This is a genomic window from Streptomyces similanensis, from assembly GCF_039543625.1.
Taxonomy (GTDB): domain Bacteria; phylum Actinomycetota; class Actinomycetes; order Streptomycetales; family Streptomycetaceae; genus Streptomyces; species Streptomyces similanensis.
On sequence record NZ_BAABKC010000026.1, the window covers coordinates 33,401 to 59,207 of the forward strand.

Annotated in this window: 21 protein-coding genes and 1 pseudogene; 8 read left to right on the top strand and 14 right to left on the bottom strand. The window is 68.8% G+C overall.

Annotation, left to right across the window (positions count from 1 at the left end; translation table 11 throughout):
- Nucleotides 1–24: 24 nt before the first annotated feature.
- Nucleotides 25–1,623, bottom strand: coding sequence for an MFS transporter (locus ABEB07_RS09530; RefSeq protein ID WP_345667853.1), 1,599 nt, complete (start codon nt 1,621–1,623; stop codon nt 25–27).
- 217 nt (nt 1,624–1,840) lie between these two features.
- Between ABEB07_RS09530 and panB the strand changes: the two genes are divergently transcribed.
- The 3 genes from panB to ABEB07_RS09545 all read left to right on the top strand — a co-directional run bounded on the left by panB (nt 1,841) and on the right by ABEB07_RS09545 (nt 4,664).
- Complete coding sequence (gene panB, locus ABEB07_RS09535; RefSeq protein ID WP_176148715.1) at nt 1,841–2,707, top strand: 3-methyl-2-oxobutanoate hydroxymethyltransferase; 867 nt, start codon at nt 1,841–1,843, stop codon at nt 2,705–2,707.
- 135 nt (nt 2,708–2,842) lie between these two features.
- Nucleotides 2,843–3,370: a hypothetical protein gene (locus ABEB07_RS09540; RefSeq protein ID WP_345667854.1), complete on the top strand. Its 528-nt coding sequence runs from the start codon at nt 2,843–2,845 to the stop codon at nt 3,368–3,370.
- A gap of 394 nt (nt 3,371–3,764) precedes the next feature.
- On the top strand, nt 3,765–4,664 hold the full coding sequence (locus ABEB07_RS09545) for a GNAT family N-acetyltransferase (RefSeq protein ID WP_345667855.1): 900 nt from the start codon (nt 3,765–3,767) through the stop codon (nt 4,662–4,664).
- A 160-nt stretch (nt 4,665–4,824) separates the two neighbouring features.
- Here ABEB07_RS09545 and ABEB07_RS09550 read toward each other — a convergent pair whose 3' ends face one another.
- The 4 genes from ABEB07_RS09550 to ABEB07_RS09565 all read right to left on the bottom strand — a co-directional run bounded on the left by ABEB07_RS09550 (nt 4,825) and on the right by ABEB07_RS09565 (nt 10,377).
- Nucleotides 4,825–6,579: an NAD+ synthase gene (locus ABEB07_RS09550; protein ID WP_345667856.1), complete on the bottom strand. Its 1,755-nt coding sequence runs from the start codon at nt 6,577–6,579 to the stop codon at nt 4,825–4,827.
- A gap of 113 nt (nt 6,580–6,692) precedes the next feature.
- Nucleotides 6,693–8,633, bottom strand: a complete 1,941-nt coding sequence (locus tag ABEB07_RS09555; protein ID WP_176148710.1) for a S53 family peptidase — start codon at nt 8,631–8,633, stop codon at nt 6,693–6,695.
- 254 nt (nt 8,634–8,887) lie between these two features.
- Nucleotides 8,888–9,559 carry a DUF305 domain-containing protein gene (locus ABEB07_RS09560; protein ID WP_345667857.1) on the bottom strand — a complete coding sequence of 224 codons (672 nt, stop codon included), beginning with the start codon at nt 9,557–9,559 and terminating at the stop codon, nt 8,888–8,890.
- Complete coding sequence (locus ABEB07_RS09565) at nt 9,556–10,377, bottom strand: DUF3105 domain-containing protein (protein WP_345667859.1); 822 nt, start codon at nt 10,375–10,377, stop codon at nt 9,556–9,558. The genes ABEB07_RS09560 and ABEB07_RS09565 overlap by 4 nt, the downstream gene beginning before the upstream one ends.
- A gap of 207 nt (nt 10,378–10,584) precedes the next feature.
- Here ABEB07_RS09565 and ABEB07_RS09570 point away from each other — a divergent pair, with 207 nt between their 5' ends.
- Nucleotides 10,585–11,034: an Rrf2 family transcriptional regulator gene (locus tag ABEB07_RS09570; protein WP_345667860.1), complete on the top strand. Its 450-nt coding sequence runs from the start codon at nt 10,585–10,587 to the stop codon at nt 11,032–11,034.
- Between the two features lie 118 nt (nt 11,035–11,152).
- Here the strand turns inward: ABEB07_RS09570 and ABEB07_RS09575 are convergent, their stop codons facing one another.
- Nucleotides 11,153–12,364 (bottom strand): globin domain-containing protein, encoded by a 1,212-nt coding sequence (locus ABEB07_RS09575; RefSeq protein WP_345667862.1) that lies wholly within the window; start codon nt 12,362–12,364, stop codon nt 11,153–11,155.
- A gap of 435 nt (nt 12,365–12,799) precedes the next feature.
- Here ABEB07_RS09575 and glnA point away from each other — a divergent pair, with 435 nt between their 5' ends.
- Nucleotides 12,800–14,161, top strand: coding sequence for a type I glutamate--ammonia ligase (glnA, locus tag ABEB07_RS09580; RefSeq protein ID WP_164587178.1), 1,362 nt, complete (start codon nt 12,800–12,802; stop codon nt 14,159–14,161).
- 162 nt (nt 14,162–14,323) lie between these two features.
- Here the strand turns inward: glnA and ABEB07_RS09585 are convergent, their stop codons facing one another.
- Nucleotides 14,324–17,311 carry an NACHT domain-containing protein gene (locus ABEB07_RS09585; RefSeq protein WP_345667863.1) on the bottom strand — a complete coding sequence of 996 codons (2,988 nt, stop codon included), beginning with the start codon at nt 17,309–17,311 and terminating at the stop codon, nt 14,324–14,326.
- 843 nt (nt 17,312–18,154) lie between these two features.
- Here ABEB07_RS09585 and ABEB07_RS39165 point away from each other — a divergent pair.
- Nucleotides 18,155–18,238 (top strand): annotated as a pseudogene (locus tag ABEB07_RS39165) (glutamine synthetase); the annotation flags it as partial.
- A gap of 113 nt (nt 18,239–18,351) precedes the next feature.
- On the opposite strand, the gene ABEB07_RS09590 reads toward ABEB07_RS39165, so the two are convergent.
- The 3 genes from ABEB07_RS09590 to ABEB07_RS09600 form a co-directional block, all read right to left on the bottom strand.
- Complete coding sequence (locus ABEB07_RS09590) at nt 18,352–18,873, bottom strand: hypothetical protein (RefSeq protein ID WP_345667864.1); 522 nt, start codon at nt 18,871–18,873, stop codon at nt 18,352–18,354.
- Nucleotides 18,874–19,127: 254 nt separating this feature from the next.
- The gene (locus tag ABEB07_RS09595) at nt 19,128–19,565 is read right to left on the bottom strand and encodes an ATP-binding protein (RefSeq protein WP_345667865.1); all 438 of its coding nucleotides are present in this window, start codon (nt 19,563–19,565) and stop codon (nt 19,128–19,130) included.
- A gap of 215 nt (nt 19,566–19,780) precedes the next feature.
- On the bottom strand, nt 19,781–20,521 hold the full coding sequence (locus ABEB07_RS09600) for a GntR family transcriptional regulator (protein ID WP_345667866.1): 741 nt from the start codon (nt 20,519–20,521) through the stop codon (nt 19,781–19,783).
- 82 nt (nt 20,522–20,603) lie between these two features.
- On the opposite strand from ABEB07_RS09600, the gene ABEB07_RS09605 reads away from it, so the two are divergent.
- A complete protein-coding gene (locus ABEB07_RS09605; RefSeq protein ID WP_345667867.1) occupies nt 20,604–21,689 on the top strand; it encodes a DUF1152 domain-containing protein in 1,086 nt (361 codons plus the stop codon).
- A gap of 35 nt (nt 21,690–21,724) precedes the next feature.
- Entirely contained in the window at nt 21,725–21,928 is a 204-nt protein-coding gene (locus ABEB07_RS09610; RefSeq protein WP_345667868.1) for a hypothetical protein, read from the top strand.
- Between the two features lie 16 nt (nt 21,929–21,944).
- On the opposite strand, the gene ABEB07_RS09615 is transcribed toward ABEB07_RS09610, so the two are convergent.
- The 4 genes from ABEB07_RS09615 to ABEB07_RS09630 are packed head-to-tail and all read right to left on the bottom strand — an operon-like array spanning nt 21,945 to nt 25,460.
- Entirely contained in the window at nt 21,945–22,160 is a 216-nt protein-coding gene (locus ABEB07_RS09615; RefSeq protein ID WP_345667869.1) for a ribbon-helix-helix domain-containing protein, read from the bottom strand.
- Between the two features lie 36 nt (nt 22,161–22,196).
- The gene (locus ABEB07_RS09620; protein ID WP_345667870.1) at nt 22,197–23,216 is read right to left on the bottom strand and encodes a TolB-like translocation protein; all 1,020 of its coding nucleotides are present in this window, start codon (nt 23,214–23,216) and stop codon (nt 22,197–22,199) included.
- The gene (locus ABEB07_RS09625) at nt 23,213–24,580 is read right to left on the bottom strand and encodes an MFS transporter (RefSeq protein ID WP_345667871.1); all 1,368 of its coding nucleotides are present in this window, start codon (nt 24,578–24,580) and stop codon (nt 23,213–23,215) included. The genes ABEB07_RS09620 and ABEB07_RS09625 overlap by 4 nt, the downstream gene beginning before the upstream one ends.
- A gap of 1 nt (nt 24,581) precedes the next feature.
- Entirely contained in the window at nt 24,582–25,460 is an 879-nt protein-coding gene (locus ABEB07_RS09630) for an alkaline phosphatase family protein (protein ID WP_345667908.1), read from the bottom strand.
- Nucleotides 25,461–25,807: the final 347 nt, after the last annotated feature.

Genomic DNA, 25,807 nt, shown 5'->3' on the forward strand with positions numbered 1-25,807 from the left:
GCTCCCCCTTTTCCCCTGTGGGGGCTACTCCATCGCGGACACCAGCTCCTGCTCCTCGTCGCCCTGCCGGGGCTTCTGCGGCCTGCCCGGCAGGAACACGGCCGTCACGACCGCGCCGATCAGCGCGATCACGGTGCCGCACAGGGCGGTGACGTGCATGGCGTGCAGGAAGGCGCCGTTGGCCGGGTCGACCAGGGCCTGGCCGCGCGGGCCGAGCTTCGCGGCGACGCCGAGGGTGGCCTCGATGGACTCGCCGGCGGTGTCCCGCAGACCGGGCGGGAGCATCCCGAGCTTGCTCTCGATGCCGTTGCGGTAGGCGGTGGACAGGACCGAGCCGAGCACGGCGATGCCGAGGGCGCCGCCGACCTGCCGGAAGGTGTTGCTCAGCGCGGACGCGGAGCCGGCCTTCTCGCGGGGCAGGGCCTGCATGATGACGACGCTGGTCGGCGTCATGATGTGCGCCATGCCGGTGCCCATCAGGAAGAAGACGACCTCCAGCACCCAGATGGGCGTGCCGGAGTCGAGGGTGGCGAAGGCGGCCAGCATGCCGGCCAGCACCACCAGACCGGCCGTGGTCGTCGCCTTGTAGCCGATCCGGTCGACCACCAGCCGGGCCCGCGGCGCGAAGATCATCTGCGCGGCGGCCAGCGGGATCATCAGCAGACCGGACTCCAGCGGCGAGTAGCCGCGCACGCTCTGGGTGTAGAACACCGCGAAGAACGTCACGCCCATCAGCGCGAAGAAGACCAGCGCGATGGCGGCCATGGCGGCCGAGAAGACCTTGTTCTTGAAGTACGTCACGTCCAGCGACGGGTGGTCGCTGCGCTTCTCGAACACGATGAAGGCGGCCAGGACGACGACGCCGGCGATGATCGTGGCGAGCACGGCCGGGTCGGTGAAGTCGGCCAGCTCGCCGCCCTTGATGATGCCGTAGACCAGCAGGACCAGGCCGACCACGGACAGGACGACGCCGATCGGGTCGAGCCGGCCGGGGCTCGGGTCGCGCGAGTCGGGCACCAGCCACACCATCAGCACGAGCGCGAGGATCACGATCGGCACGTTGATGAGGAAGACCGAGCCCCACCAGAAGTGGTCCAGCAGCAGTCCGCCGGTGATCGGGCCGATGGCGATGGCCAGGCCCACGCCGCCGGCCCAGATGCCGATCGCCTTGGGCTGCTCCTCGCGCTCGAAGACGTTCATCAGCACGGCGAGCGTGGCGGGCATGACGAACGCGGCGCCGAGGGCCATCAGGGCGCGGTAGGCGATCAGCTGGCCCGGCGAGCCGGACTCGGCGGCCAGCGCGGAGCCGACGCCGAACACGACCAGACCGCCGAGCAGGACCTTCTTGCGGCCCACCCGGTCGCCGATCAGGCCGGCGGTGAACAGCAGACCGGCGAAGACGAGCGTGTAGGCGTTGATCGCCCATTCCAGCTCGCTCTGGGTCGCGCCCAGACCGGTCGGCGCCGGGGTGGAGATCGTCTTGATGGCGACGTTCAGGATCGAGTTGTCGAGCACCACGATCAGCAGGCTCAGCATCAGGACGCCGAGGATCGCCCAGCGGCGCCGGTGCACCGCCTCCGGTATCCGGGGGCCGGGCCCGGCGTGGTCGGCAGGAGTAGTCATGGTCCCGAGCCTAGGCTCATTCCGATACGAGACGGTCTCGTATCGGAATGATTTTACCCAGACCTTACGTCCCGCTCCGGCCGGCCGGAGCCCGCGGCAGGCCCGAGACGTGGCGCACACGGGGGCCCTCTGGCCCGCCCGGGCGCCGAGTGCCACCATGGAGGGGAGTCCGGGGACGCCGTCAGGGCGCCTCGAGATGACTGAAGGAGCCGTTGCAATGACGCAGCTTTCGGCTGCCCACACCAAGCCCTCCGACGGCAGCAAGGCGCTGTACGGGGGCAAGGGCACGCGCCGCATCACCGTCCGCGACATCGCCCTCGCCAAGGAACGCGGCGAGAAGTGGCCCATGCTCACCGCCTACGACGCGATGACCGCCTCCGTCTTCGACGAGTCCGGCATCCCGGTGATCCTGGTCGGCGACTCCGCCGGCAACTGTCACCTCGGCTACGACACCACCGTGCCCGTCACCCTCGACGAGATGAGCATGCTGTCCGCCGCGGTCGTCCGCGGCACCCGGCGCTCCCTGATCGTCGCCGACCTGCCCTTCGGCTCCTACCAGGAGGGTCCGGTGCAGGCGCTGCGCTCGGCCACCCGGCTGGTCAAGGAGGCGGGCGTCGGCGCGGTCAAGCTGGAGGGCGGCGAGCGTTCGCACGAGCAGATCCGGCTCCTGGTGGAGTCCGGCATCCCGGTCATGGCCCACATCGGCCTGACCCCGCAGTCCGTCAACGCCATGGGCTACCGCGTCCAGGGCCGCGGCGAGGAGGCCGCCCAGCAGATGCTGCGCGACGCCAAGGCGGTGCAGGACGCGGGCGCGTTCGCCGTCGTCCTCGAACTGGTCCCGGCGGAGCTGGCGGCCGAGGTGACCCGGACGCTGCAGATCCCGACCGTCGGCATCGGCGCGGGAGCGGAGACCGACGCGCAGGTCCTGGTCTGGACCGACATGCTCGGCCTGACCTCCGGCCGCGTCCCGAAGTTCGTCAAGCAGTACGCCGACCTGCGCCAGGTCATGACCGACGCGGCCAAGTCCTTCGCCGAGGACGTCGTCGCCGGAACGTTCCCCCAGGAGGAGCACTCCGTCCACTAGGGCCGAACCGCCCCACCGAGCCCGCCGGACCACTGTGGAACCACCGGAACAGCCCCGCCGATCTCCCCCCGTCGGCGGGGCTGTCCCCCTTCCGCGCCTGCACCGGGATCGTGTGAAGTAGGAGAGACTACCGACGTGAAGATCAAGCTGGGCGTACTCGCGGTCGCCGTGCCCCTTGCGCTCACCACCCTCACCGGATGCGACAGGACTGACAACGGTTCCGACGTTCCCTCCGCAGGCACGAGCACGTCGAGTGACGCCGCGGACCAGGTGGAAGGCATGTCCAGCGGCCTCTACGATCTGATCGGCGTCAAGGGGAAGACGTCCGACAGCCGGGCGACCGTGACGGAGTGTCCGGGCAAGGACCCGGACACGTACTTCCGGATCCTGCACCCGTGGAGCTTCACCCCCGCGTCCCCCGATGACCTCGGGACAGCCATGCGGCGGCTGAAGGCGGCGCTGCCGGGGCACGGCTGGAAGATCGTCGAGTACGGGCCGGACACCAGCAGGAACAAGAACCTGAGGCTCACGGCCGACAACGACGCGAAGAAGGCCAGTGTGCACGTCATTCAGATGGCGAAGGACAATCCCCCGATGCTGAGCGTGGACGTCATATCCGGCTGCTACCAGGTCCCGGACGGCCAGAAGGCCGAGCACTTCTAGTACTCCAGCTCTTGCGCGGCGGGTCCGACAGCAGGCCCAGCATCAACCGCCCGGCCCGTAGGCGAGGTTCATAGCGGACGACCCGGCCCGCGATGCGCCCCATGGCCACCTCGAACGCCTCCCCACAGCTGGAGCACTGCAGTCCGCTCAGGGCCCCCGGGGTCTTTGAGGGCGCTCTGCATCGCCCCCGCGAACCCCTCCTTTAAGGGACACGGAAATCCGTGGACGGACCCGCGGAAGATCACGTACTGTGTGGCTTCACGCTCTGAGATGACGGAAGGAGGCGAGTGCCGTGCAGTTCACACCTTTCCAGCGCTCCCTCTTCCGCTGTCCCGGCGTGATTCGTCAGTCCTGACCGGGAGCGCTCCAAGCAGCCTGTATCCCGGAGGAATCCATGACCGATGCGGTCATCCGCGCGCTCTCCGCGAGCGACGCTCATCTCTTCGACGCACTCCCCGACCCCCTGGGCGCCCGTGAAGGCCATCGGCGTACCCGGTTCCGCCCCGACTGGAAGCGCGTCGCCCTGCGCGACGGCCAGGTCGTCGCACGCGGCGCGTGGTGGGGCGGCCCCGACGACTCGGAGCCCGTCAACATCAACTGGTTCGACGTGGCCGAGGGCGAGGAGGAGGCCGGGGCCGAACTCCTGCGCTCCGCTCCCTGGCAGGTCGAACTCGAAATCAGCCTGCCCGGCGGCTGGCGGGAGAAGACCGATCTGCGCGCCGGCGCCGAGGCGCGCTTCGCCGCCGCACGAGCCGCAGGGTACGAGCTCCTGGTGGAACGCTTCCTGTACCGCTGGACCCCGGAGCGAGGTCTGCCCGAGCGGCCCGGACGCCTGCGCTTCAGCGCCGAACCCGATGACACCGTGTTCTTCGACGCGCTGCGCCGCATCCACTCCGTCACCCTGGACGCCCATGCGCTCCGGGCCATCGAGGAGGGCGGCCTCGACCAGGCCGCCCAGGAGGAACTCGACTTCTTCCACTGGTGCCCCTCCCCACGGGAGTGGTGGCAGATCGCGCACACGCCGGAGGGCGACCTGGCCGGCATCCACATCCCGGCCCACAACCCCTCCGGCCCGACCATCGGCTTCATCGGAGTCGTCCCGGAACAGCGCGGTCGCGGCTACGCCTACGACCTCCTCGCGGAGTGCACTCACCTCCTCGTCGAGCGGGGCGCGGAGTTCATCAGCGGAGCGACGGACCAGGGCAACTTCCCCATGGCCAGGAACTTCGCCAAGGCCGGCTTCCCCGTCATCCGTGAACGCATCAACTTCCACCCGGCGGGCCAAGCGGCGTAGCGAGGAGTAGCACACGGCCCCCACCAGCAAGATTCACGATCTGTAGCTGGAGTACCAGGCCGTGGGCCGGCAGGGCGGGACGCGCACGAAGACCACAGCGGTACCGGGGGACAGCCCCGCCGATCTCCCCCCGTCGGCGGGGCTGCTCCGCACTCGGCGGTTACGCGCGCTCGCGCCAGCCGTTGGTGATCGGCAGGCGGCGGTCCTTGCCGAAGCCCTTGGGGGAGATCTTGGCGCCCGGCGGGTACTGGCGGCGCTTGTACTCGGCCGTGTCGACCATCCGCAGCGTCCGGACGACCAGCTCGGGGTCGTAACCGGCCGCGACGATCTCGTCGGCGCCCCTGTCACGGTCGACGTACAGCTCCAGGATCGCGTCCAGCACCGGGTAGTCCGGCAGCGAGTCGGTGTCCACCTGGCCCGGCCGCAGCTCCGCGCTCGGCGGCTTGGAGATGGAGTTCTCCGGGATCGGCGGGGTCTGGCCCCGCTCGGCCGCCGCCCGGTTGCGCCACCTCGCCAGCCGGAACACCCACGTCTTGTACACGTCCTTGATCGGGCCGTACGCCCCCACCGAGTCGCCGTACAGCGTGGAGTACCCCACCGCCAGCTCCGACTTGTTGCCGGGGGCCAGGACGATGTGGCCCTCCTGGTTGGACAGCGCCATCAGCAGCGTGCCGCGCAGCCGGGACTGGAGGTTCTCCTCCGCGAGCCCGGTCAGGCTCAGCGCGTCCATGTACGCGTCGAACATCGGCGCGATCGGCACGGTGCGGAAGTTCAGCCCGGTGCGCCGCGCCAGCTCCGCCGCGTCGCCCTTGGAGTGCTCCGAGGAGTACTTCGAGGGCATGGACACGCCGTACACGTTCTCCGCGCCCACCGCGTCGCAGGCGATCGCCGCGACCAGCGCGGAGTCGATGCCGCCGGACAGACCGATCAGCACCGACCGGAAGCCGTTCTTCACCACGTACGCCCGCAGGCCCGTGACCAGCGCCGTATAGACCTCCTCGTCGTCGTCCAGGCGCGCGCCGCACCCGGCGGCCGGCGCGGGCGGGTAGGCGGGCAGCGGCTCCTCGGACAGCACGACCCGGTCCACGCGCAGCCCGTCGTCCACCACGCCCCCGGGCGCGTCGGCGGCGTACGCCGGCAGCTCCAGGTCCAGCACCACGCAGCTCTCCTCGAACTGGGCGGCCCGCGCGATCACCTCGCCGTCCGCGCCGACGACGATCGAGTCGCCGTCGAAGACCAGCTCGTCCTGCCCGCCGGTCATCGCGAGGTAGGCGGTGGTGCAGCCGGCCTCCTGGGCCCGCTTGCGGACCAGTTCCAGGCGGGTGTCGTCCTTCTCGCGCTCGTACGGCGAGGCGTTGACCGACAGCAGCAGTCCCGCGCGCGCGGTGCGCGCCGCCGGCACCCGGCCGCCGTCCTGCCACAGGTCCTCGCAGATGGCGAGCGCGACGTCCACGCCGTACACTCGCAGCACCGGCATGGTGTCGCCGGGCACGAAGTAGCGGAACTCGTCGAAGACGCCGTAGTTCGGCAGGTGGTGCTTGGCGAAGCGCAGCACCACCTCGCCGCCGTGCAGCACCGCGGCCGCGTTCTGCGGGGCGCCGGCCGGCATCCCGTACCTGGGCTGGGCGCTCTCGCCGCGGTCCAGGTAGCCGACGACGACCGGCAGCTCGCCGAGACCCTCCCCGGCCAGGCGGGCGGCCAGCTCCCGCAGCGCGGCGCGGGACGCCGTCACGAACGACGACCGCAGCGCCAGGTCCTCGACGGGATACCCGGTCAGCGCCATCTCGGGGAACGCCACGAGATGCGCTCCGCGCTCGGCCGAGTGCCGGGTCCAGCGAAGGATCGCCTCGGCGTTCGCGGCGAGGTCGCCGACGCGGGAGTCGATCTGGTTCAGGGCGAGACGTAGTTGAGGCACCCGCCCAGTGTAATCGTCAGAGCGACGCGATGGGGGGTACGCGCGGGCGCCCGCCCCTCGGGGAGGAGGAGCGGGCGCCGTGGCCGCCGGGCGCGGCCGGTGGTGCGGTTGCGTCAGTGGCGACGGTAGGAGTCGACGTAGCCCTTCGCGGGCGAGCCCACGCCGGTGACGTCGTCGTAGCCCTTGACGGCCTGGAGCGAGCTGTCCTTGCCGAGGCTGCGCACGGAGTAGGTCAGACCGCCGGAGGCGTCGACGCCGTTGACGAAGTCCACGCGGGCGACCGCGAGGTCCTTGCCGGTCGGCTTGTCCACCACGTCGTGGTACAGCTTCGAGCCGTACTTGGAGTAGATCGACGGGTTGGCGAAGCCGATCGCCTTGCCGCCGCGCGCCTCCTGGGCCAGCGACTGCACGGCCGCGATCACCGGCGCGGCCAGCGAGGTGCCGCCGATGCGGTACTCGCTGTAGCGCTGGGTGCCGTCCGGGAAGGACTGCGTCTGGCCGACCAGGAAACCGGTGTTCGGGTCGGCGATCGCCGCGATGTCCGGGACGACGCGGTTGCCGGCCGCGTTGTTGGCCGTGGCCAGCGCGCCCGGCACGACGCCCTTCTGGTAGTACGGCTGCGGCACGGTCTTGCTGGTGCCGCCGCCCGCGCCGGAGCTGTACGCGCCCGGGAAGTCGGTCCAGCTCTTGCCGTCGGCCGACAGGGTGGCCTTGTCGGTGCCCCAGCCGGTCTCCCACAGGTACTTGTCGCCCTTGCCGACGGCCAGCGAGGTGCCGCCGACCGCGGTCACCCACGCCGAGTTGGCCGGGGTGTCGACCTGCTTGGTGCCGGTGTGGGCGACCTCGTCGCCGTTGTCGCCGGAGGAGAAGTAGAAGCCGATGCCCTCCACCGCGCCGAACTGGAACACCTGGTCGTAGGCGGCGGCCAGGTCCGGCGTCTGGTTGGCCTCGATGTCGCCCCAGGAGTTGGAGACGATGTCGGCCAGGTGGTTGTCGACGACCTTGCTCAGCGAGTCGAGCAGATCGTCGTCGTAGCAGGACGCGGCGCCCACGTAGGTGACGTTCGCGTCGGGCGCCACGGCGTGCACGGCCTCGACGTCGAGGGTCTCCTCGCCGTACCAGCCGGCCGCGCCGCACTCCTCGGTCTTGGTGTAGTCGGCCGGCAGGACCTGGCGCAGCTGGCTGGTCTTCCAGGCCTTGTCGCCGTTCTGCTTCGCGTAGTTGGCCGCGTCGTAGGCGATGGTCGGCGAGGCGTACGCGTCGGTGATCGCGACCCGGACGCCCTTGCCGGTGTACTTGCCGGCGCCGTAGGCCGAACGCAGCTGCTCACCCGTGTAGCCCTTGACGGCGTACGGGATCTTCTGGCCGTAGGCCGAGGGCAGCGTGGTCGCGGTCTTGGAGCCGTAGTACGACGAGAACGGCCCGGCGTTCTTGAACACCGCGTCCGGCGGCGGCAGCTGCTCCGCGTGGTTCGCCTTGTGCGGGGCGTTGTCCAGACCGGTGACGGTCAGGACGGCGCCCTGCAGCCCGGCCGGCACGGAGGCCGACGCGGCCGGGGCGCGGTAGGTCTTCGAGCCCTTGGCGAAGTTGTGCAGCTGGGTGCCGAACGCCTTCTCGACGGAGGCGACGTCGCCCGACACGGCGACGTAGTGCGAGGTGACCGAAGTGACCTTCAGGCCCGCCGACTTCAGCCACGACTTGACCGCGGCCACCTGGGCCCCGGTCGCACCGTAACGGGCCTGCGCCTGCTCGGCCGTCAGGTACTTGCCGTACGACGGCGAGGACGGGTCGGCGACCGCCTTGGCGTACGCCGCGAGGCCGGCGGCGTCGCGGCCGGCCAGATACACCCGGGCGTTGACCTGGGCGCTGTTCGCGGTGGCGCCCTTGTCCGCCTTGGCCGTCGCCCACGCGGGCTTGGTGCCCGCGAGGGCGCCCCGGCCCGAGTGGTCCGCGGCGTGCGCCGCGGGTATGCCGAGCACCAGCGCGCCGGCGACCATCGGCAGTGTCGCTGCCAGGCTCACACCGGCACGCATGGTGGCGCGGTTGGATCTCATAGAACCCCCTGCGATGCGGATCGCATGTAACGCAATGAGTGGTTGGACCACGCGTGATCCGCGAAGCGGCCGCGGCGGTTCGGCCCCATGAGCGAAAGGGCCCATGAATGGATCACACGATCGAGGGTCACTCTTCCGGATGAACCGTTCATGCCAGGGCCATGCGCAAGCCAAGAGAAAGCCAAGGAACGGTCAGGTGCGTTGGTTACGGGGGGAATTGGGGACTTCGTTCCCCGGATTCCGGTGGACCCGTCTCAGGAATCGGGCGCCGCGCCGCGTTCCTTGAGCATCCCGGCCATCAGCTGGAGCTCCGAGCGCTGCCCGTCGACCATGCTCCGCGCCAGCCGCTTCTCCGCCGCCACCGCGCACCGGGCGACACAGCCCTGTGCCATGTGCAGCCCGCCCCGGTGGTGGGCGGTCATGAGCTGGAGGAAGAGGATCTCCGCCGGCCGGCCGCTGAGTTGGTTCAACTTCTTCAGCTGGGTGTTCGTCGCCATGCCGGGCATCAGCGCGCCGTCCTCGCCGGCGGCCGCGTCGCCCATCCCCATCCAGGTCATCGGCGGCTCGGCCGACACCTTCGGCAGCCCCCACAGGTCGAGCCAACCCAGCAGCATCCCGCGCTGGTTGGCCTGCGTCTGCGCGATGTCGTAGGCCAGCCGGCGCACTTCGGCGTCGCGGGTGCGGTCGCGCACGAGGTACGCCATCTCCACCGCCTGCTGGTGGTGGACGGCCATGTCCCGGGCGAAGCCCGCGTCCGCGGAGTCCGGGGCGGGGACGGCGAGGACGGACGGGGACGGCGCCGCCGCGGCGGGCGCGGCGTGCGCCCCGGCGGGCGCGCCGCCGTCCTCGGCGACCGCGTAGCTGATGGCCCCGGCCGCCGCCAGCGCGGTCACGGCGGCCGCCGCGATCAGCCCGGCCGGCCTCACCGGTCCACACCGCCCGTGCAGGCGGCCCCCGGCTCCGGCGTCTGGGAGCCCTGCACGAACGCGGCGAAGAACGTGTCGACGTTCGGGTCGCCCGCCCCCGTCACGGTGCGCTGGTGCGCCCACGCGGACAGCATGATCGGGTCCTTCTGGTCCGCGACCGGGCTCATCAGCGTGTACGGCGTGCGACGCACCTTCTCCGCCAGCGCGGCCACGTCCGCCTTGGCCGCCCTGGCGTTGTACGTCACCCAGACGGCCCCGTGCTCCAGGGCGTGCACGGCGTGCTCGTTCCTGACCGGCCGGGTGTAGACGTCGCCGTTGCAGTTCTGCCAGACGGGGTTGTGGTCGCCGCCGACCGGCGGCTCCATCGGATACGTCACGGCGGCGGTGGTGTGGTTCCGGGTCAGGGCGCCCTGCCAGGTGCGCACGCCGTCGGAGCCGGTGGTGAAGTGCCCGGCGCCGCCGGCCTTGTCGTCCCGGCCCGCCGTGCCGTTCTTCCCGTTCTTCCCGTCCTGGCCGTCCTGGCCGTCTTGGCCGCTCTTGGCCTCGACCGCCGTGCCCGTCGCGCCGCCGTTCTCGGACTGGGCGGTCTGCGCGTGGACGAACAGCACGCCGCCCACGGTCAGCGCCGCGACCACGGCCACGCTCGCGGCGACGCCGACGAGCCGGTTGCGCCGCTGCCGTGCCTGCTCGGCGCGGCGCAGCTCCTCCAGGTGCGCCCGGCGCTGGTCGCCGCCGGGCGCACCTGGCACACCGGTGGGACCGGCCGTACCGGTGGGGCCGCTGGTGCCGCTGGTGCCGGGCTGGGGTGCGGGGGCCATGGCGGAGTCCTTCGGGGATCGGGCGCGGACGGGCGGGTGGGGCGAGCCGGGCGGGACGGTCGGGACAGGCAGGGCGCTCGGGGCGCTCGGGACGCTCGGGTTCGCGCTGATCGTAATGGGGCGGAGGGGGCGCGGGGGAGAGCGCGGCCGTGGGCGGCGGGTTGCCGTTAAGTTGAACGGCGGATGCCGATTATTTACGCTGGCGGCATGCGGCTGCTGCGCTCCACCGACATGGCGCTGCGCGTCCTGATGAGGCTCGCCGTCGCGGGCGAGTCCGAGAGCCCCACGACCCGTGAGGTCGCGGCGGACATGGGCGTGCCGTACACGCACGCCGCGAAGATCGTCGCCGAACTCCAGCACCGCGGGCTGCTCGCCGCCCGCCGCGGCCGGGGCGGCGGACTCTCGCTCACGGAGACGGGCCGCGGCGCGTCCATCGGCGGGATCGTGCGCGCGTTCGAGGGCGAGGGCGACGTCGCCGACTGCACCGGCGGCGACACACCTTGCCCGCTGAACTCCGACTGCCGCCTGCGGGGCGCCCTGCGCCGGGCCCAGGAGGCGTTCTACGCCACCCTCGACCCCTTCACGGTCGCCGACATGGTCAAGTCCCCCACGGGACCGCTGCTGCTGGGCCTGCCGAGCGTGCGCACGGCTTCCTGAGCGGCGCCGGTTCCTCGGGAGGCGGCCCGTGCGCGGGGACGCGAAAGGCCGGCCCGAGGCGGTGGGGGAACCGCTTCGGACCGGCCGGCGAAGGGGCCCCGGTGCGGGACCGCGACCGTCAGGCCGCCGCCGCCGCCGCCTCCGCCGCTGGCTGGGCGAGCCACAGGTCGGGGCCGAAGACCTCGTAGTGGATGTCGGCCGGGGCCACCCCCTTGGCGATGAGCTGCTCGCGCACCGCGCGCATGAACGGCAGCGGACCGCACAGGTAGGCCCGCGTCCCGGCGGGGACGGCGACCTCGGAGAGGTCCACCCGGCCGGGCCGGCCGTGGCCCTCGGCGTCCTGCTCGTAGAAGAAGACGGTGCGCGCGTCGGCCAGCGCGGCGGCGTACCGCTCGTGGTCCGTGCGCAGCGCGTGCGCGGCGGGGGAGCGGTCGGCGTGCACGACGGTGACCGGGGCGCCGTGGCCGGCGGCGGCGAGCTGGTCCAGCATGGCGATCATCGGGGTGACGCCGATGCCCGCGGAGGCGAGCAGCAGCGGCGCGTCGGTGTCCTCCAGGACGAGGTCGCCGTACGGGGCGGACAGCTGGAGGACGTCGCCCTCGCGGACGTGGGCGTGCAGGTGGCCGGAGACCTCGCCGTCGGGCGTGGCGGCGTCGCCGGTCACCCGCTTGACGGCGAACCGCCGCTCCGGTGCGCCGGGGGCCGCGGTCAGGCTGTACTGGCGGATCTGCCGGGCGCCGTCCGCGAGGGTGACGCCGACCGAGACGTACTGTCCGGCCCGGTAGCCGGGCACCGGCCCTTCGTCCACTGGGCGCAGCGTGAAGGTGGCCACGTCATCGGTGTCCTCGGTCCGCCCGACGACCCTCCACTCGCGCCAGCCGGTCTGCGCGCTCCGCGCGTAGAGCCGCTTCTCGATGGCGATGAGGGCGTTGGCCATCAGCCAGTAGACCTCGGTCCAGGCGGCGGCGACCTCCTCGGTGACGGCGTCGCCGAGGATCTCGGCGATGGCGGCGAACAGGTGCTCGTGCACGATCGGGTACTGCTCCGGGACGATGCCCAGCGAGGCGTGCTTGTGGGCGATGCGGTCGAGCATCACGTCGGGGCGCTGGTCGGGGTGGTTCACCAGGTACGTCGCGAAGGCGGCGATGGAGCCGGCCAGGGCCTGCTTCTGGGCGCCGGAGGCCTGGTTGCCGCGGTTGAACAGGTCCCGCAGCAGCTCCGGGTGGGCCTCGAACAGCCTGGCGTAGAAGCGCTCGGTGATCTGGCCCATGGCCGCGCCGACGGCGGGGAGGGTGGCGCGGACGGTGGTCGCTGACTGCTCGGACAGCATCGTGACTCCTCGATGACTCGATCGTGTGCTCGATCGCTCGACTGATCACGACGGTATGAAAACTTGCATCTGAGATGCAAATTAAAGGAACGTGGCCTGCCTCACGTACGACCGGATCAGGCCGTACGGCGGGCGTGGGCGGCTCCGGTGGCTTTGGCCATTACGGCGGGGGCGCGCAGGGGGCAAGATGGGCGGCAGAGCAGTGCACCACTGCGCGCGGGCGACCGAACGCCAGAACGACCGCCGTCCCGGCCGGCCGGGACGTGCGGACCGGGCTTTTGGCCGGACCGGGCCGGAGGCCGGGACCCGCTCGGGCCGAGGCCGCCCGCAACGCGCGTGAAACCCTGGTGTGGTGTGATGCTCGCGTGCCCGACCGCCTCCCGTGACGACAAACGGACACAGGCGGCCTGACCAGCAAGGATGGGGAAGCGGAAGATGGACAAGCAGCAGGAGTTCGTGCTCCGGACGTTGGAGGAGCGCGACATCCGGTTCGTACGCCTGTGGTTCACGGACGTGCTGGGCTTCCTGAAGTCCGTGGCCGTGGCCCCCGCCGAGCTGGAACAGGCCTTCGACGAGGGCATCGGCTTTGACGGCTCGGCCATCGAGGGCTTCGCACGCGTCTACGAGTCCGACATGATCGCCAAGCCGGACCCCTCGACGTTCCAGATCCTGCCCTGGCGGGCGGAGGCCCCCGGCACGGCGCGGATGTTCTGCGACATCCTGATGCCGGACGGCTCCCCGTCCTTCGCCGACCCGCGCTACGTGCTCAAGCGGGCCCTGGCGCGCACCTCCGACCTGGGCTTCACCTTCTACACCCACCCGGAGATCGAGTTCTTCCTGCTGAAGAACCGCCCGCTGGACGGCTCCCGCCCGACCCCCGCCGACAACTCCGGCTACTTCGACCACACCCCGCAGGCCATCGGCATGGACTTCCGCCGCCAGGCGATCACCATGCTGGAGTCGATGGGGATCTCGGTGGAGTTCTCCCACCACGAGGGCGCGCCGGGGCAGCAGGAGATCGACCTGCGCTACGCCGACGCGCTGTCCACGGCGGACAACATCATGACGTTCCGCCTGGTCATGAAGCAGGTGGCGCTGGAGCAGGGGCTCCAGGCGACCTTCATGCCGAAGCCGTTCTCGGAGTTCCCCGGCTCCGGCATGCACTCCCACCTCTCCCTCTTCGAGGGCGACCGGAACGCGTTCTACGAGTCCGGCTCGGAGTACCAGCTCTCCAAGGTCGGCCGCTCCTTCATCGCGGGCCTGCTGCGGCACGCGGGCGAGATCAGCGCGGTGACCAACCAGTGGGTCAACTCCTACAAGCGCATCTGGGGCGGCTCCGAGCGCACGGCGGGCGCGGGCGGCGAAGCGCCGTCCTACATCTGCTGGGGCCACAACAACCGCAGCGCCCTGGTCCGCGTCCCGATGTACAAGCCCGGCAAGACGGGCTCGGCGCGGGTCGAGGTCCGCTCGATCGACTCCGGCGCGAACCCGTACCTGACCTACGCCGTCCTCCTGGCCGCCGGCCTCAAGGGCATCGAGGAGGGCTACGAACTCCCGCCGGGCGCCGAGGACGACGTCTGGGCCCTCTCCAACGCCGAACGCCGCGCGATGGGCATCGAACCCCTCCCGCAGAACCTCGGCGAGGCCCTGACCCTCATGGAGAACAGCGACCTGGTAGCCGAAACCCTCGGCGAACACGTCTTCGACTTCTTCCTCCGCAACAAGAAGCAGGAATGGGAGGAGTACCGCAGCGAGGTCACGGCTTACGAACTGCGGAAGCACTTGCCGGTGCTGTAGGGGCGGGTCAGGGTGTTTTCCGTCGGAAACGATCCCCTGGGGCCGCCGGTCGTGGACCGGCGGCCCCAGGGGGTCTCATTGGTCCTGGGGCCGTCCATGGGCCGTCGCTGGGGCGTCCAACGCTGCTGCTGTGGGGAGCGTTATTGGCGGCTCCCATCCGCATTAAATGCTGCGCCGCCGGGGACGCGGTTCATCACTCCTTGTTAGACGATGTGCTGTCTCAATATCCCCGGCGATCCACCGCGCAATAAACTGCGCTACCTCTGCACTGAGATTAAGTCCACGGAGAGTGGCGAGTGCACTGGGACGGGCTTCCGGATTAACTCGCGCACTGGCCCACTTCAAAATAATGTTTCGCAGTATTCCTCCTGTCCGTGTACTTGCTCTTCTCGCCTCAGGAAGCTCTTCATCCATACTTTGCGCTACGAGCAGCTCGCCGACTGGAAGGAACATCAGAAGCGATGCCTCCTTCTCGGCCCCGCTCTTACGGGATATAGGGCCATCGGAGGCTCGAAGCAGCGGATAGAGGATATGCGCCGGAAGCTCAATGTCGCTTACCCATGGACGGGGCGTCTCAATAAGAAGACTAGCCAAGGCGCCCATTCGCTTGCCAGCGTCAGAACCTTCGATGAAATCATCGAGGTAAATAGACATGCCCTCTGCATCTCTAAACCCGGCATGGAAGACCATGGGAGGAGCAGCAGCTACCCAATAAAGGTCTGCGAAAGACCACAGTGGGGCCGTTCCAAATCTTCCGAGTAGAGCCGCCATAGAAAGGTCGCCGCGCATTGCGCCAATTCTAGCTGCCCAAAAGGACGAACCATAGTGACGCGACACGAGAGGTGCCAATTCATGGCGCAGCTCTTTCTCGACGCTATCCCACGCTGCGGAACTTCGCGCCGAAAGAGGCATCACGTAAGTGGAATGATAGTTGGCTAGCCGCTGAAAAAAGAGGGCCATTAGGAGGGCTTTATCGTCCTCCGGGTGACTGAATACTGTGGCACGCAAGACTTCCTTTAGATTCTTAGAAACCAGTTCGAGGTTTTCAGGGCTGCACTCCCGCAAGAGAGTTAGCATTTCGAAGTTGAACTTCTGCCCATTTACCGAACTTATCGACAAGCGGACTGCCTGCTCGCAGATCTTTTGAACAATTTGAGGACGGGGAACCATGAACCCCAGTGAGCGAGCTGCAAAGGAGGCCAGGTTTATTTTCTTTCCCAGGGACTCGGTGTCCTCAATCGCCGACAAAGCTAGACTCAAGAAGTCATCGCCGCCGTCATCGACATTTTGACTCAGAATTTGTAGTGAAAGTTGTGCCACAACCTCCCATTCCTGTGCGGAAATTCGCTCGTGGAGCGCGTCGAAGAGCTTTTCTGGGGTGGAATTCTTCCTCGCCAGTTGGTTCGCGGCAAAATATTCGAGGAACGTGCGGTGCGTGAAGGCGTACAGGTTCTGTTGCGTAGTAGACCCCATGTCGGTGAGCACCCAAGCTCGGCCGGTGCAGAAATCGACAAACTGATTGGCGGCGTCCTCGGCGATAGCTTCGTCGTCGAACCGCTTCGAAACAAGAAAATCAGTCATGAAGGACACTAGCCGTGCACGCGTTAGACCGTTCTGCGCCTTGGGGTCCGTGTACATACGAAGCGCCAACGCATTCAGTGCCTGACGGACGTGGGCATTGAATGGAAGCGGGATTACGATTCCCCGTTGCTTGTCCCAGCGCTCGAAGAGCAATTCGGCACATTTTTGATAGAGGTCGGGACGGTTGGACGGGATATAGTGCTCGCTGGCGTAAATACCGCACATCAGTGACAGCATGAGCGGATTCTTTCGCAGGTCTTTTACGAACTGACTCTCGCGAACGAACGAGGTGGCAAGCTCAGAACGTCGCTTTCGTTCCACCGTCTGATCGAGTGAAAACCACTTCTCTGCGTATGAGGCCACCTGACTTTCACTCAGTTCTGCCAGCGTCACTGTGCTGAAAAGGCTGTCGTCGAGAGGAGCCTCGTTGTATCCGACACGCCTCGAGGTGACTAGTACAGGTGCTGCAGGGTATCGATATACGAATGACTCCACGAAATCTACTACTTTTCGGCGTAGCGACGTGTCAGTGAGCTCATCGAGTCCGTCGAAAATCACCAGCGCCCTACCACTGCTCAGTAGGTACTCCACAGCACCATTAGGAGGGTCAATGTTGTAGGGGTTCTTGCAAATGGACTCAAGAAATGTGACCATCGAGTCCTTGCTAGCTTTGAAGGCCTCGACATAATCGCGCAGGATGAAAAGAAATGGGATCTTCGCCGATGAAGCAGGGAAAGATGATCTGGCGATATCATACGCCATCTTCAACGAAAGTGTGGATTTTCCTCCACCAGGATCACCGAGGATTACAACTCGGTGATTACTCGCAATCACATCATCGAGCCTCCGCAGCCATGCATTCTGAGACTCTCCTTTTTCGGAACCGCTCCTCAGCTTAGGCTCCACGAACAGCTTGCTGTACGGCACCTTGCGTGTAGTACCAGCATGCGGAAGCCGCATCGTGGAGTGCATGTTCTTGATCTGATCGGCTAGCTGTTTCTCGAAGTCATAATAGACTGCGATGTTTTTGATTTTCGCGAGCTGGTCGGTTGACTTTGCGTCTGCGGCGGCATGGCACGCTGCGATCTTAACCATTGAAGCTCGCGATTCTGGGCTGAACGCATCTGTAGCCTTTACCTGCTCCACAGACTCCATTACTTTTCGCTTCAGTGAACTCCATACTGCTAGTGCGACTTCTTCCTCCATGTCCACATCTTGAAGCTGAAGCGAAAGGAGCTGCCTCATGCGGGCGAAGGTAGACTCAAGCTCTTTGCTTTCGCTTTTTGCCCCCGCGCTGGCGTAGATTTGGGTTGTTACGGAGAGCGCGATCGCCTCAAAATCGGGGGATTCTAGGAAGTTAACCGTCTGCTTAGCGGCTTCGGGGGAAAGGTGGGGGCACAGTGCCTCGTATGTGCTCTCTGCCAACGCCTTACGAGTCTTGCGATTCCTCCAACGAGCGACTACGCCAGCAGCGGGTACGGCAGCCAGCTTCGCGGCTGCTCCGCCAGCCGCACGGCCGGCGGCGGGTCCACACGCGCTGATAAGTGTCGCTTCAATGCCCGTCAGCACTGATATGCCTCCGCGTATGTCAAAGTCAAGTTAGCTTGTTTCGCATGCAGTTGACGGAACGTTAGCATCCGCCGCCGCGATGTGAAGGTATCTTGCATGGCATACAGTGCCGTTTCCGATGGCGCCGCTGCTGTGTTCCGATCATGCACGTTGACAGACTCCTGCGCGGCTGGCTGCTGGTCGTCAAGTGGCGGCCGAGAGTCTGCGAAGGCATCGTGCGCGGAGCCTGCTCCATCTTGATGAAGGGTGCAGCAGGGCTAGGCTGAGTCCAGCGTCGCCAAGTGATCCTCTGACATCCACTGCTGACATCAACGACGTCGGACAGAGGCGTACACCAGCGCCTCTGTCCACCCCGCGCATCAGCCGACGACAGCGACCGGGGCGTCTTGGGTCGAGGTGCTAAGGCGGTGTCCGCAGAAGCTGCGACCGACGGCAGTGACGGCAGCACTGATGGCAACGTCAGCGGACATCAGCGGCACTGCGCGCCCCGGCACGGTAACGGCGGAGTGCCGACGGGTCATCCCGCTAAGGCGTGCCCCCATCTTCTAAGCGCCTGGTCCTGGTCGATGTGCTTGTTTCGCCCGCTCTTGCCTGAGTTGGCACCTTGGGGCAGATCGGAGGTCACGCCAGGCCGTGGCTGATGCGGCGGAAGTACTTGCTGGGATCGATGCCAGGGCGAAGAACCGGAGGTCGCCGACGGTGAAGTGGGCCTGCTGGTGCTCCGGAGCCGGGCCGTCTGTGAGCCGTCAAAGGGCGGCCCACGGTAGCCAACGACGACCATTCGATTGCTGATCTGTGCTGGGCCGGCCGCGATCGCGTGAGGGCGCTCCTGGCCGACGCCACTACCTCCGCAACAGGAAGCAGGAGTGTGAGGAATACCGCTCAGAGGTCATGGTGTACGAGCTGCGCAAGCACCTGCCGGTGCTGAAGGGGCGGCTCGGGGCGCTGCGCGCCGTCAACGTCCGTGGGGCCGACCGCTGCGAGCGGTCGGCCCCACGGTGCGACTCGGCCTCACCGGGCCGGCCTGAGCCGGGTGCGGATCACACGGCCTCGATCTGCCAGGCGATCACGCCGGTTGATCCTGTGGCGCCGTCGACGTCGATGGGGACCGGTCCCTCCGCGGTGATCCGTTGCTGGATCACCGACGTGTCGCACGGCACCGTCGTCCGCCTGCCCGCATTCGCGGGCACGAAAGTCAGCCGCGCGTTTCCCTTGCCGGCGCAGGCGAGGCTGATCCGGTAGGTCTTCCCCTTGCCCAGGGTGGGTTCGCTGTGGATGCCTTCGGTCACGCGTTCCGCTCCGGCCTCGACGGGTGTTCCGCCGCGAACGGCGGCAAGGGCCGCCTGGGCCTGCTCGCGGAGTGCCTTTTCCGGCTGCTGGGTCGCCGTGCGAGCCGAACTCGGCACGGGCGACCGCGAAGCACCCGCCTTGTCCCCGCCGCCGGACGTGGTGCACGAGGTGAGCAGGAACGCCGACACGAGGACAGAGCATCCGGCGAACCGCGCGGCCCGCAGTCGCGGGAGCGGCGTGGCGACGTTGGTCTGTGCGCGCTCCGACGTCATGCCCATGTGACACCTTCCCGTGGGCCGCCCCCGTAGTGGTCGATCACGGGGACACTAAGCGTGGTCTCATGTGCGCATCAAGCGCAAGATCCATTCCCTGAGGGGGATTTGAGAGTGGGGAAGGCCTCTGGCGGGATGCCGGGCAAGGACACCGTGACCGTCGCCGCCGTCCTTCTCTCGCGGGGCGATCCGCATCCGCTCCTTGGCGCCGCCCAGCAACCACTGGCAGCAGCTCTTCGGGGCGTGCCTCGCTCTCAGGCTGGCCAGGCGCCGCTCATGAGGAAGGAGACGACCGTTCCGCCGAAGCGGCTGGGGCCGGAGTGCCAGGATTCGGCGATGGAGGCGACCAGGAACAGGCCGCGTCCGTGAGCGTCGTCGGCGTCCGGTCGGCGGAGTTGGACGCTGGCGGGGAATCCCGGGTTGTGCACCTCCACCCGCAATGAAGTCCCCTCCCGGTACCACTCCACTCGTACGACCCACTCGTCGTCGGACCGCCCGTAGAGGATCGCGTTGGTCACCAGCTCGGAGATCATCAGCGTGCAGTCATCGACCGAGCAGAGCGGGTCGTACGGGGCGATGAACTTGCGGAACCAGCGCCGGGCCCTGGGCACGGACTCCGGAGTCGGGTGCAAGGTCATCGCCCCGAGCCGCGGTGAGTCCTCGCAGGGGTAGCGGTCGATCGTGTAGGTCATCCGCGCTCACTCCTTGCCGCTGCCGTCGCCGTTGGGGCAGCGCTGCTCCGTTGTGGCAGGGGCGGTCGCCGCTTGCGGTGGGACCCACCGCGGTACGCGAACCCGAGGCACACACGGGTGTGCCGGACGCCCCCAGTAAGTGGCCTTAGCCACTTACTGGATGGTGGCATTAGCCACTTGTGAGCTGCAAGCCGTTCACGTGAAGTGACCCACGATCAGGTGAGGGGGTAGCCCTGTTCGAATGCCCAGCGGTGCGGCGGGTAGGTCGCTTCGGCGAACTCCAGTGGTCGGTCCTGAAGGTCGTAGACCACGTGGTGGACGACCAGTACGGCAGCCCCGGGCTCCAGTTGAAGGTCTGACGCTTCCTCGTCAGTGGCCTTCCGGGCGCAGACGCGGTCCTCGGCGTAACTGCCCTTCCGCCCGGTCATCGTCTCGACGTACATCAAGGTCCCCTCCTGGATGCGCTCGGGCTCCCTGAGTTTGGGCGCCCGATGGCCGACGTCCGGGGCGAACCAGGAGGTGGACAGTGTGATGGGACCGTCCTGGTTGTTGGTCACCCGTCGGCGATGGACTGCCCGGCGGTCCTTCGTCAGCCCGAGAGCCTCGGCGACATGGTCGGGTGCGTCCATCCAGCCGGCGGACGTGATGACGGCGTACTCGCCGGGCGTGTAGATCTTCCCGGTCTGGCGAGCGCGTCCGTACAACTCTCGGGCGCGGCGGTTCACTTCGAGACTGCGCACGTAGGTGCCTGAGCCCTGGCGCTTCTCGACGAGCCCCTGGTGGCTCAGCGCTTCCAGTGACCGGGCCGCCGTGGGGCGGGACACCTTCCAGTCGGCAGCCAACTGCCGTTCCGAAGGGACCTCGTCCCCTGCTCGTAGGTCACCTCGAAGGATCTGATCGCGGATGTAATGGGCGATCTGGAGATACTTCGGCTGAGCCTCCTCGATCTTCGGCATGCATCCTCCTCGTCCAAGTGGCTATGGCCTCTGGCCACTATAGGACGAGAGATCAGCGGGCCCAGCCCGTAGTGTGGAGTGCATGACGCGGTTGTTCGTCGCGGCGGGCGGAGGTGGCGACGCGGTCGCCGCCGCGATGCTGCGAGCGGCCCTGTACGGCGCCGACGACCAGGCGGTGATCCTCACTTATGCCTGGGACCGGCTGCTGGTCGATCCGCTCCCGGGTCCGCGGGACGTCCGCGACTTCACCGGGCTCCGGCCCGTCACCCGCTCCGTCTGGTCGGTCCCGGCCGATGCTCAGCCGGTCTCCCCAGCAGGCTCCACCCTCCCGCGACTCGCGGCGGAACTCCCGCACACCTTGGCCCTGCTCGACCCGCACCACGGAGTAGAGGGCGTCACCCGCCAGCTGGAGGAACTGGTGGATCACCTGAGCCCGAGGTCGATCGACGTACTCGACGTCGGCGGCGACATCCTTGCCAAGGGCGACGAACCAGGTCTCAAGAGCCCGCTCGCCGATGCCCTCACCCTCGCCGCCTGCTGCCAGGTGAAGGCGTCGGTCCGGTTGCTGGTCGCCGGCCCGGGTCTGGACGGCGAAGTTCCGTCCGATGAGCTGCGTCCGTTGCTCGGCGCCCTCGTGCACACCTTCACGGCAGGGGATACGGAGGCGATCGCCGACGTTCTTACCTGGCACCCCTCGGAAGCGACGGCCATGCTCGCCGCCACGGCCTGCGGCATCCGCGGCATCTGCGAGATCCGTGACGCCGGCCTCGCCGTCCCCCTCACCGACGAGGGGCCGACGGTTCACGAAGTCGACCTGGACGCGGCGCTCAACCGCAACGCTCTCGCCCGCGCCCTCCTGACGACCGCCACCCTGGACGAGGCCGAGGCGCACAGCCGCGAGATCTGCGGTTTCTCGGAGATCGACTACGAACGCGCCAAGGCAGCGCGACGCGAGGCGCTGCCGCCGGTGACCCTGGACGCGGATCGAGTGCTGGCGCGACTCGACGCGTTCGCGCACGAGGCCAGAAGCCGCGGAGTCACCCACACGACCTTCCGCCGACTCACCGAGGCCCTGGATCTCAGCGGCGCCCAGCGAAGCGAGCTGCGCAGTCTCCTGATCAGCGCTCACCCGGAACGGTACGCAGCGCCTCTCTGGCGTATCGCGTGACCGAGGAGCAGTACGCGCTTCGGTAGCGTGTGAGCATGGCTTTGAAGCGCGTCAGTCTCCTCGTGGAGGGTGCGGACCTCGCTCTGATCGAAGCGGCCGCTGCCAGGCGGGGAGTGTCGGAGGCTGAATTGCTGCGTGAGGGTGTTCACCGGATTGCTCGGGCGTACCGGGCCTGGGGCGAGCCCTTTGTCTCGGACGCTGAGACCTTCGATCTCGGTGGTCTGCCGTACCGGAAGTAGCGGCAGTGTTCAGCCCTTAAGGGGCCTTGTTCGAGCCCTCCGCGAAGGGCGGGTCGCCGCTGTCCAGGACGGGGAGTCCGGCCGGTTCGTCCCATGCGCGATTGCGGGCGATCGCCAGACGGACTCCCTCGCGGACCAGTTCCGCCTCGCTGACTCCTTTGCGCGCAGCGGTGGCCTTGAGGGCACGGAGGTCGTCGGCGGTCAGGTAAACCGTGGTTCGTTTGAGGGGCATGGGCCCTATGGTGCTACCCGGCGTGGGTGTCGGTGGTCAGTCGAGGTACGCCGGCGACACCGCTGCTGTGTTGATGCGGGTCGGGTGGCCCGTGCCGTTGGACGGGACTGTGTAGAGGTCTGCGCCGTAGTCGCCGGGGAGGGCGTAGACGATGGTCTGGGGGTTCTTCCAGACTGCCTGGTCGTCTACGCTTCTTGGCTCCGCGAGCGCTGTTTCGTGCATGGTGCGCAGGTTCAGGACGTACAGGTGCCACGGGGCGTCCTTCGGGAGGCCCGGGACTCGTTTTTTGTAGGCGATGTGGGTGCCGTCGGGGGAGAGGGACGGGCATTCCACGTTGGGGTGGATCGTGGTGAGGGTGTTCGTCGTCAGGTCGCCGCGGACCAGGTAGGTCTTGCCCTTCGTCGCCAGCGTGGCGTAGAACGTGCGGTCGTCCGACGCGAACGTCACGCCCCAGAAGTTCACGTCGGGGGATGTGTAGGGGTGGCCGTCCTTGATGATGTGGAAGGTTTCCAGGGTGGGGGTCAGGCGGCCCGTGCGGACGTCCACGATCGCCGCGCGGGTCGAGAAGTTCGTGCCCGCGTACGAGTCGCCGCCCACGAACGCCGTCCACGCCGCGAAGTGGCCGGTGGGGGAGACGCGGGCGCGGGACGGGATGCCCGGGACGGCGTAGCGGTCCCGTTCCTTCAGGTGGGCGTCCAGGATCAGGGCGCGGTACGTGTCCGAGATCGGGCCGTGCACCGCCTGGAGGCACACCCCGGTGCCCGCCGCGGCGTAGAAGCGCAGGCACTTCACGGACGAGGACGTGCGCGGGGCGGACGGGTCCGAGGCCGGGACCGTGGTCAGCTCGTCGCGGTGCGGGCCCCACGCCATGTTCCGGAAGATCAGCCGGCCGGGCGTCGTCAGGGTCACCTCGCCCGGCGTCACCCGGGGGCCGCCCGCCTGCGCCTGGTCCCGGCGTTCCGCGCGGGCCGAGGCGTGCAGGACCGAGGTCACGGCCACCGCCGCCAGCGCCAGTACCGCCGCGACCAGGATCAGGATGCGGTTGCGTGCCGTCATGCCGGTGCCGTGCCTTTCGCGCGGGGGCGGAGGGTGAAGGAGAACACCGCGCACGCGGCCAGCGCCACCGCCGACGCCGTCAGCGCCGTACGGTCGCCCCACAGCGTCCACGCCGCGCCGAAGCCCAGCGAGCACACGAAGCGGGCCGTGGCCTGGCCCGTCTGGACCAGGGCGAGGCCCGACGAGCGCAGCTCGGGCGGTACGCCGGCCGACGCCGCCGCCATCAGGACGCCGTCCGTCGCCGCGTAGAACGAGCCGTGCAGGAGCAGCACCGCGTACGGCAGCGCCGTGCCGTGCCAGGAGGTGAGCAGCAGCGCGTACGCGAGGAGCAGCGCGCCGTGGCCCGCCAGGAAGACGTGCCAGCGGCCCACCCGGTCCGCCAGCCGGCCCAGCGGCACCGCCAGCAGCAGGAACGCCGCCGCCGTGCCGAGCGGCAGCAGCGCGAACCAGCGGTCCGGGACGCCCAGGCGGCGTTGCAGGAGGAGGTAGACGAAGGAGTCGCTGACCGTCGCCAGGCCCAGCAGGAGGGCGCAGATCGTGATGCGGCGCAGGGACTGGTGGCGCAGGAGGGCGAGGGCCGCGCGGAGGGTGGGGCGGGGGGCTGTCTCCGGGTGCCGCGCCGCTCCCGGGTGCGGGGCCGGATCCGGGTGCGGGTTCGCGTTCGGGTGCAGGGCCGTCGCCGGGCGCGGGCCCGTCCTGCCGTTCGGGACGAACAGGACCAGGACCAGCACCCCCACCGCCGCCACGCAGAAGCTCACCGTGAACACCGCGTCGTAGCCGTCCACCGTCGCCCGCAGGATCCAGAACGCCGCCAGCGGGCCCAGCAGCGCGCCCGCCGTGTCCATCGCGCGGTGCACGCCGAAGGCGCGGCCCTGGTTCTCCGGGGTGCTGGACAGCGAGATCAGCGCGTCGCGCGGAGCGGTGCGCAGGCCCTTTCCGGTGCGGTCGGCGGCCAGGACCAGGCCGATGGGGGTCAGGCCGTGCGCCAGCAGGAGCAGGGGTTTGCACAGGGCCGAGATGCCGTAGCCGAGGCCCGCCACCCACTTGTGGCCGCCCCTGCCCCGGTCGGCGAGGTGGCCGCCGGCCAGGCGGACCAGGGCCGAGAAGCCGTTGTAGACGCCGTCCAGCAGGCCGAAGCCGAGCGGGGACAGGCCGAGGCCCGCCACCAGGTACAGCGGCAGCACCGCCGTCACCATCTCCGAGGACACGTCCGTGATCAGGCTGACCGTGCCGAGCGCCAGGACCGTGGGGGCGACCGCGGCGCGGCGCCGCCCGGTGTACGACCGGACGGCGCCTTCCGCGGACGCCGGCGCCTCGACCGCACCCGCCGCCGGGGTGCTCGCGCGGCTGTCCGCTACGTACATGTCAGGACGTCCAGATGCCGGTGATGTCGTGGGCGCTCGCCGCGTTGCCCGCGTGCGCGGTCAGGCCCTGCGAGTCCTCCAGGGTGCGCAGCAGGTCGTAGTGGTTGTAGGTGGTGGAGCTGGTCGCCCCGGCCGTCACCGGCTGGCCGTACAGGACGGTCGCGATGCGGTTGCCGCTGAGCTTGTCGTCCTCGTCGAAGGTGACGACGAGCAGGCTGTTGTGCGTCTTCGCCCAGGTCGCGTACGCGCCCAGGTTGTTCTTCAGCCACGTGTCGCCCGACGACACCGAGCAGTCGTGCATGTCGCTGCACAGGTTCGGGGTCACGAAGGACAGCTGGGGCAGGGTCGAGTAGTCCGTCGGGAACTGCGCGAACGTCTTCGCCGAGGAGGTGGGGACGTTCTTGAAGCCGAACCACGGGTTGTGCTTGCGGGCGTACTTGCCGCTGCTGCACGTGGTCGAGCCCTGGCTCGGCAGCGTCTCGTTGTAGCTGGCCCAGGTGCGGCCCGCGGCCAGCTGCTCGGAGGCCAGGTTCGCGGCCGAGGAGAAGCCGGGCGTGTAGCAGCTGTCGTCGGTGACGCCCTGGGTGGAGCCGGAGAAGAGGGCGAAGTAGTTCGGCTGGCTGGGGTGGGTCTCCGCGTAGAACTGGGTGAGGTTCGCGCCGCCCGTCTTCAGCGAGTTGAGGTAGGGGGCGCTGGAGGAGCCGATCACCTGGCTGTAGGCGTGGTTCTCGAAGACCACGACGACCACGTGGGCCGGGGCGGGTACCCCGGTCGCGGCCTGCGCGGACGAGGCGCCGCCGCCCAGACCGGTCCACAGGCCCGCGGCGGCGGCCGCGAGGGCGACGGCGGACGCGAGAGCGGTACGGCCGCGGCGGAACACCGACTTGCCGGGCTTGCCGGAACTGCCGGACACATCAACCTCCGGGGAGGGGAGAAGGGGGTGGGGGTCGTGCATGCGGGGTGGTGCGTGGCGCCAGTGGTGCGTGGTGCCAGTGGTGCGTGGTGGCAGTGGTGCCTGGGGTGCTGCGTGGGGGGCGGGGTGGGCCGGGGAGAGCATGCACACGCCAAGATGATGCCGGGTCACCGTACTCGGCCCGGTGGTTGAAGAACAGGTGAACTGCTGGCGCGCGGGGCACGCCCCGGCGCACGACGCGGGTGCCCGCGCGCCGCCGTGCGCCGCTACTCCCGCTACGCTCTGGCCAGGACCACCTTGATCCGACGGGAGGC

Bases quoted from the DNA above. Each gene is read 5' to 3' on its own strand.
- ABEB07_RS09530 (WP_345667853.1), bottom strand. From the start codon at position 1,623: ATGACTACTCCTGCCGACCACGCCGGGCCCGGCCCCCGGATACCGGAG.
- panB (WP_176148715.1), top strand. From the start codon at position 1,841: ATGACGCAGCTTTCGGCTGCCCACACCAAGCCCTCCGACGGCAGCAAG.
- ABEB07_RS09545 (WP_345667855.1), top strand. From the start codon at position 3,765: ATGACCGATGCGGTCATCCGCGCGCTCTCCGCGAGCGACGCTCATCTC.
- ABEB07_RS09555 (WP_176148710.1), bottom strand. From the start codon at position 8,633: ATGAGATCCAACCGCGCCACCATGCGTGCCGGTGTGAGCCTGGCAGCG.
- ABEB07_RS09565 (WP_345667859.1), bottom strand. From the start codon at position 10,377: ATGGCCCCCGCACCCCAGCCCGGCACCAGCGGCACCAGCGGCCCCACC.
- ABEB07_RS09570 (WP_345667860.1), top strand. From the start codon at position 10,585: ATGCGGCTGCTGCGCTCCACCGACATGGCGCTGCGCGTCCTGATGAGG.
- ABEB07_RS09575 (WP_345667862.1), bottom strand. From the start codon at position 12,364: ATGCTGTCCGAGCAGTCAGCGACCACCGTCCGCGCCACCCTCCCCGCC.
- glnA (WP_164587178.1), top strand. From the start codon at position 12,800: ATGGACAAGCAGCAGGAGTTCGTGCTCCGGACGTTGGAGGAGCGCGAC.
- ABEB07_RS09590 (WP_345667864.1), bottom strand. From the start codon at position 18,873: ATGACGTCGGAGCGCGCACAGACCAACGTCGCCACGCCGCTCCCGCGA.
- ABEB07_RS09595 (WP_345667865.1), bottom strand. From the start codon at position 19,565: ATGACCTACACGATCGACCGCTACCCCTGCGAGGACTCACCGCGGCTC.
- ABEB07_RS09600 (WP_345667866.1), bottom strand. From the start codon at position 20,521: ATGCCGAAGATCGAGGAGGCTCAGCCGAAGTATCTCCAGATCGCCCAT.
- ABEB07_RS09605 (WP_345667867.1), top strand. From the start codon at position 20,604: ATGACGCGGTTGTTCGTCGCGGCGGGCGGAGGTGGCGACGCGGTCGCC.
- ABEB07_RS09610 (WP_345667868.1), top strand. From the start codon at position 21,725: ATGGCTTTGAAGCGCGTCAGTCTCCTCGTGGAGGGTGCGGACCTCGCT.
- ABEB07_RS09615 (WP_345667869.1), bottom strand. From the start codon at position 22,160: ATGCCCCTCAAACGAACCACGGTTTACCTGACCGCCGACGACCTCCGT.
- ABEB07_RS09620 (WP_345667870.1), bottom strand. From the start codon at position 23,216: ATGACGGCACGCAACCGCATCCTGATCCTGGTCGCGGCGGTACTGGCG.
- ABEB07_RS09625 (WP_345667871.1), bottom strand. From the start codon at position 24,580: ATGTACGTAGCGGACAGCCGCGCGAGCACCCCGGCGGCGGGTGCGGTC.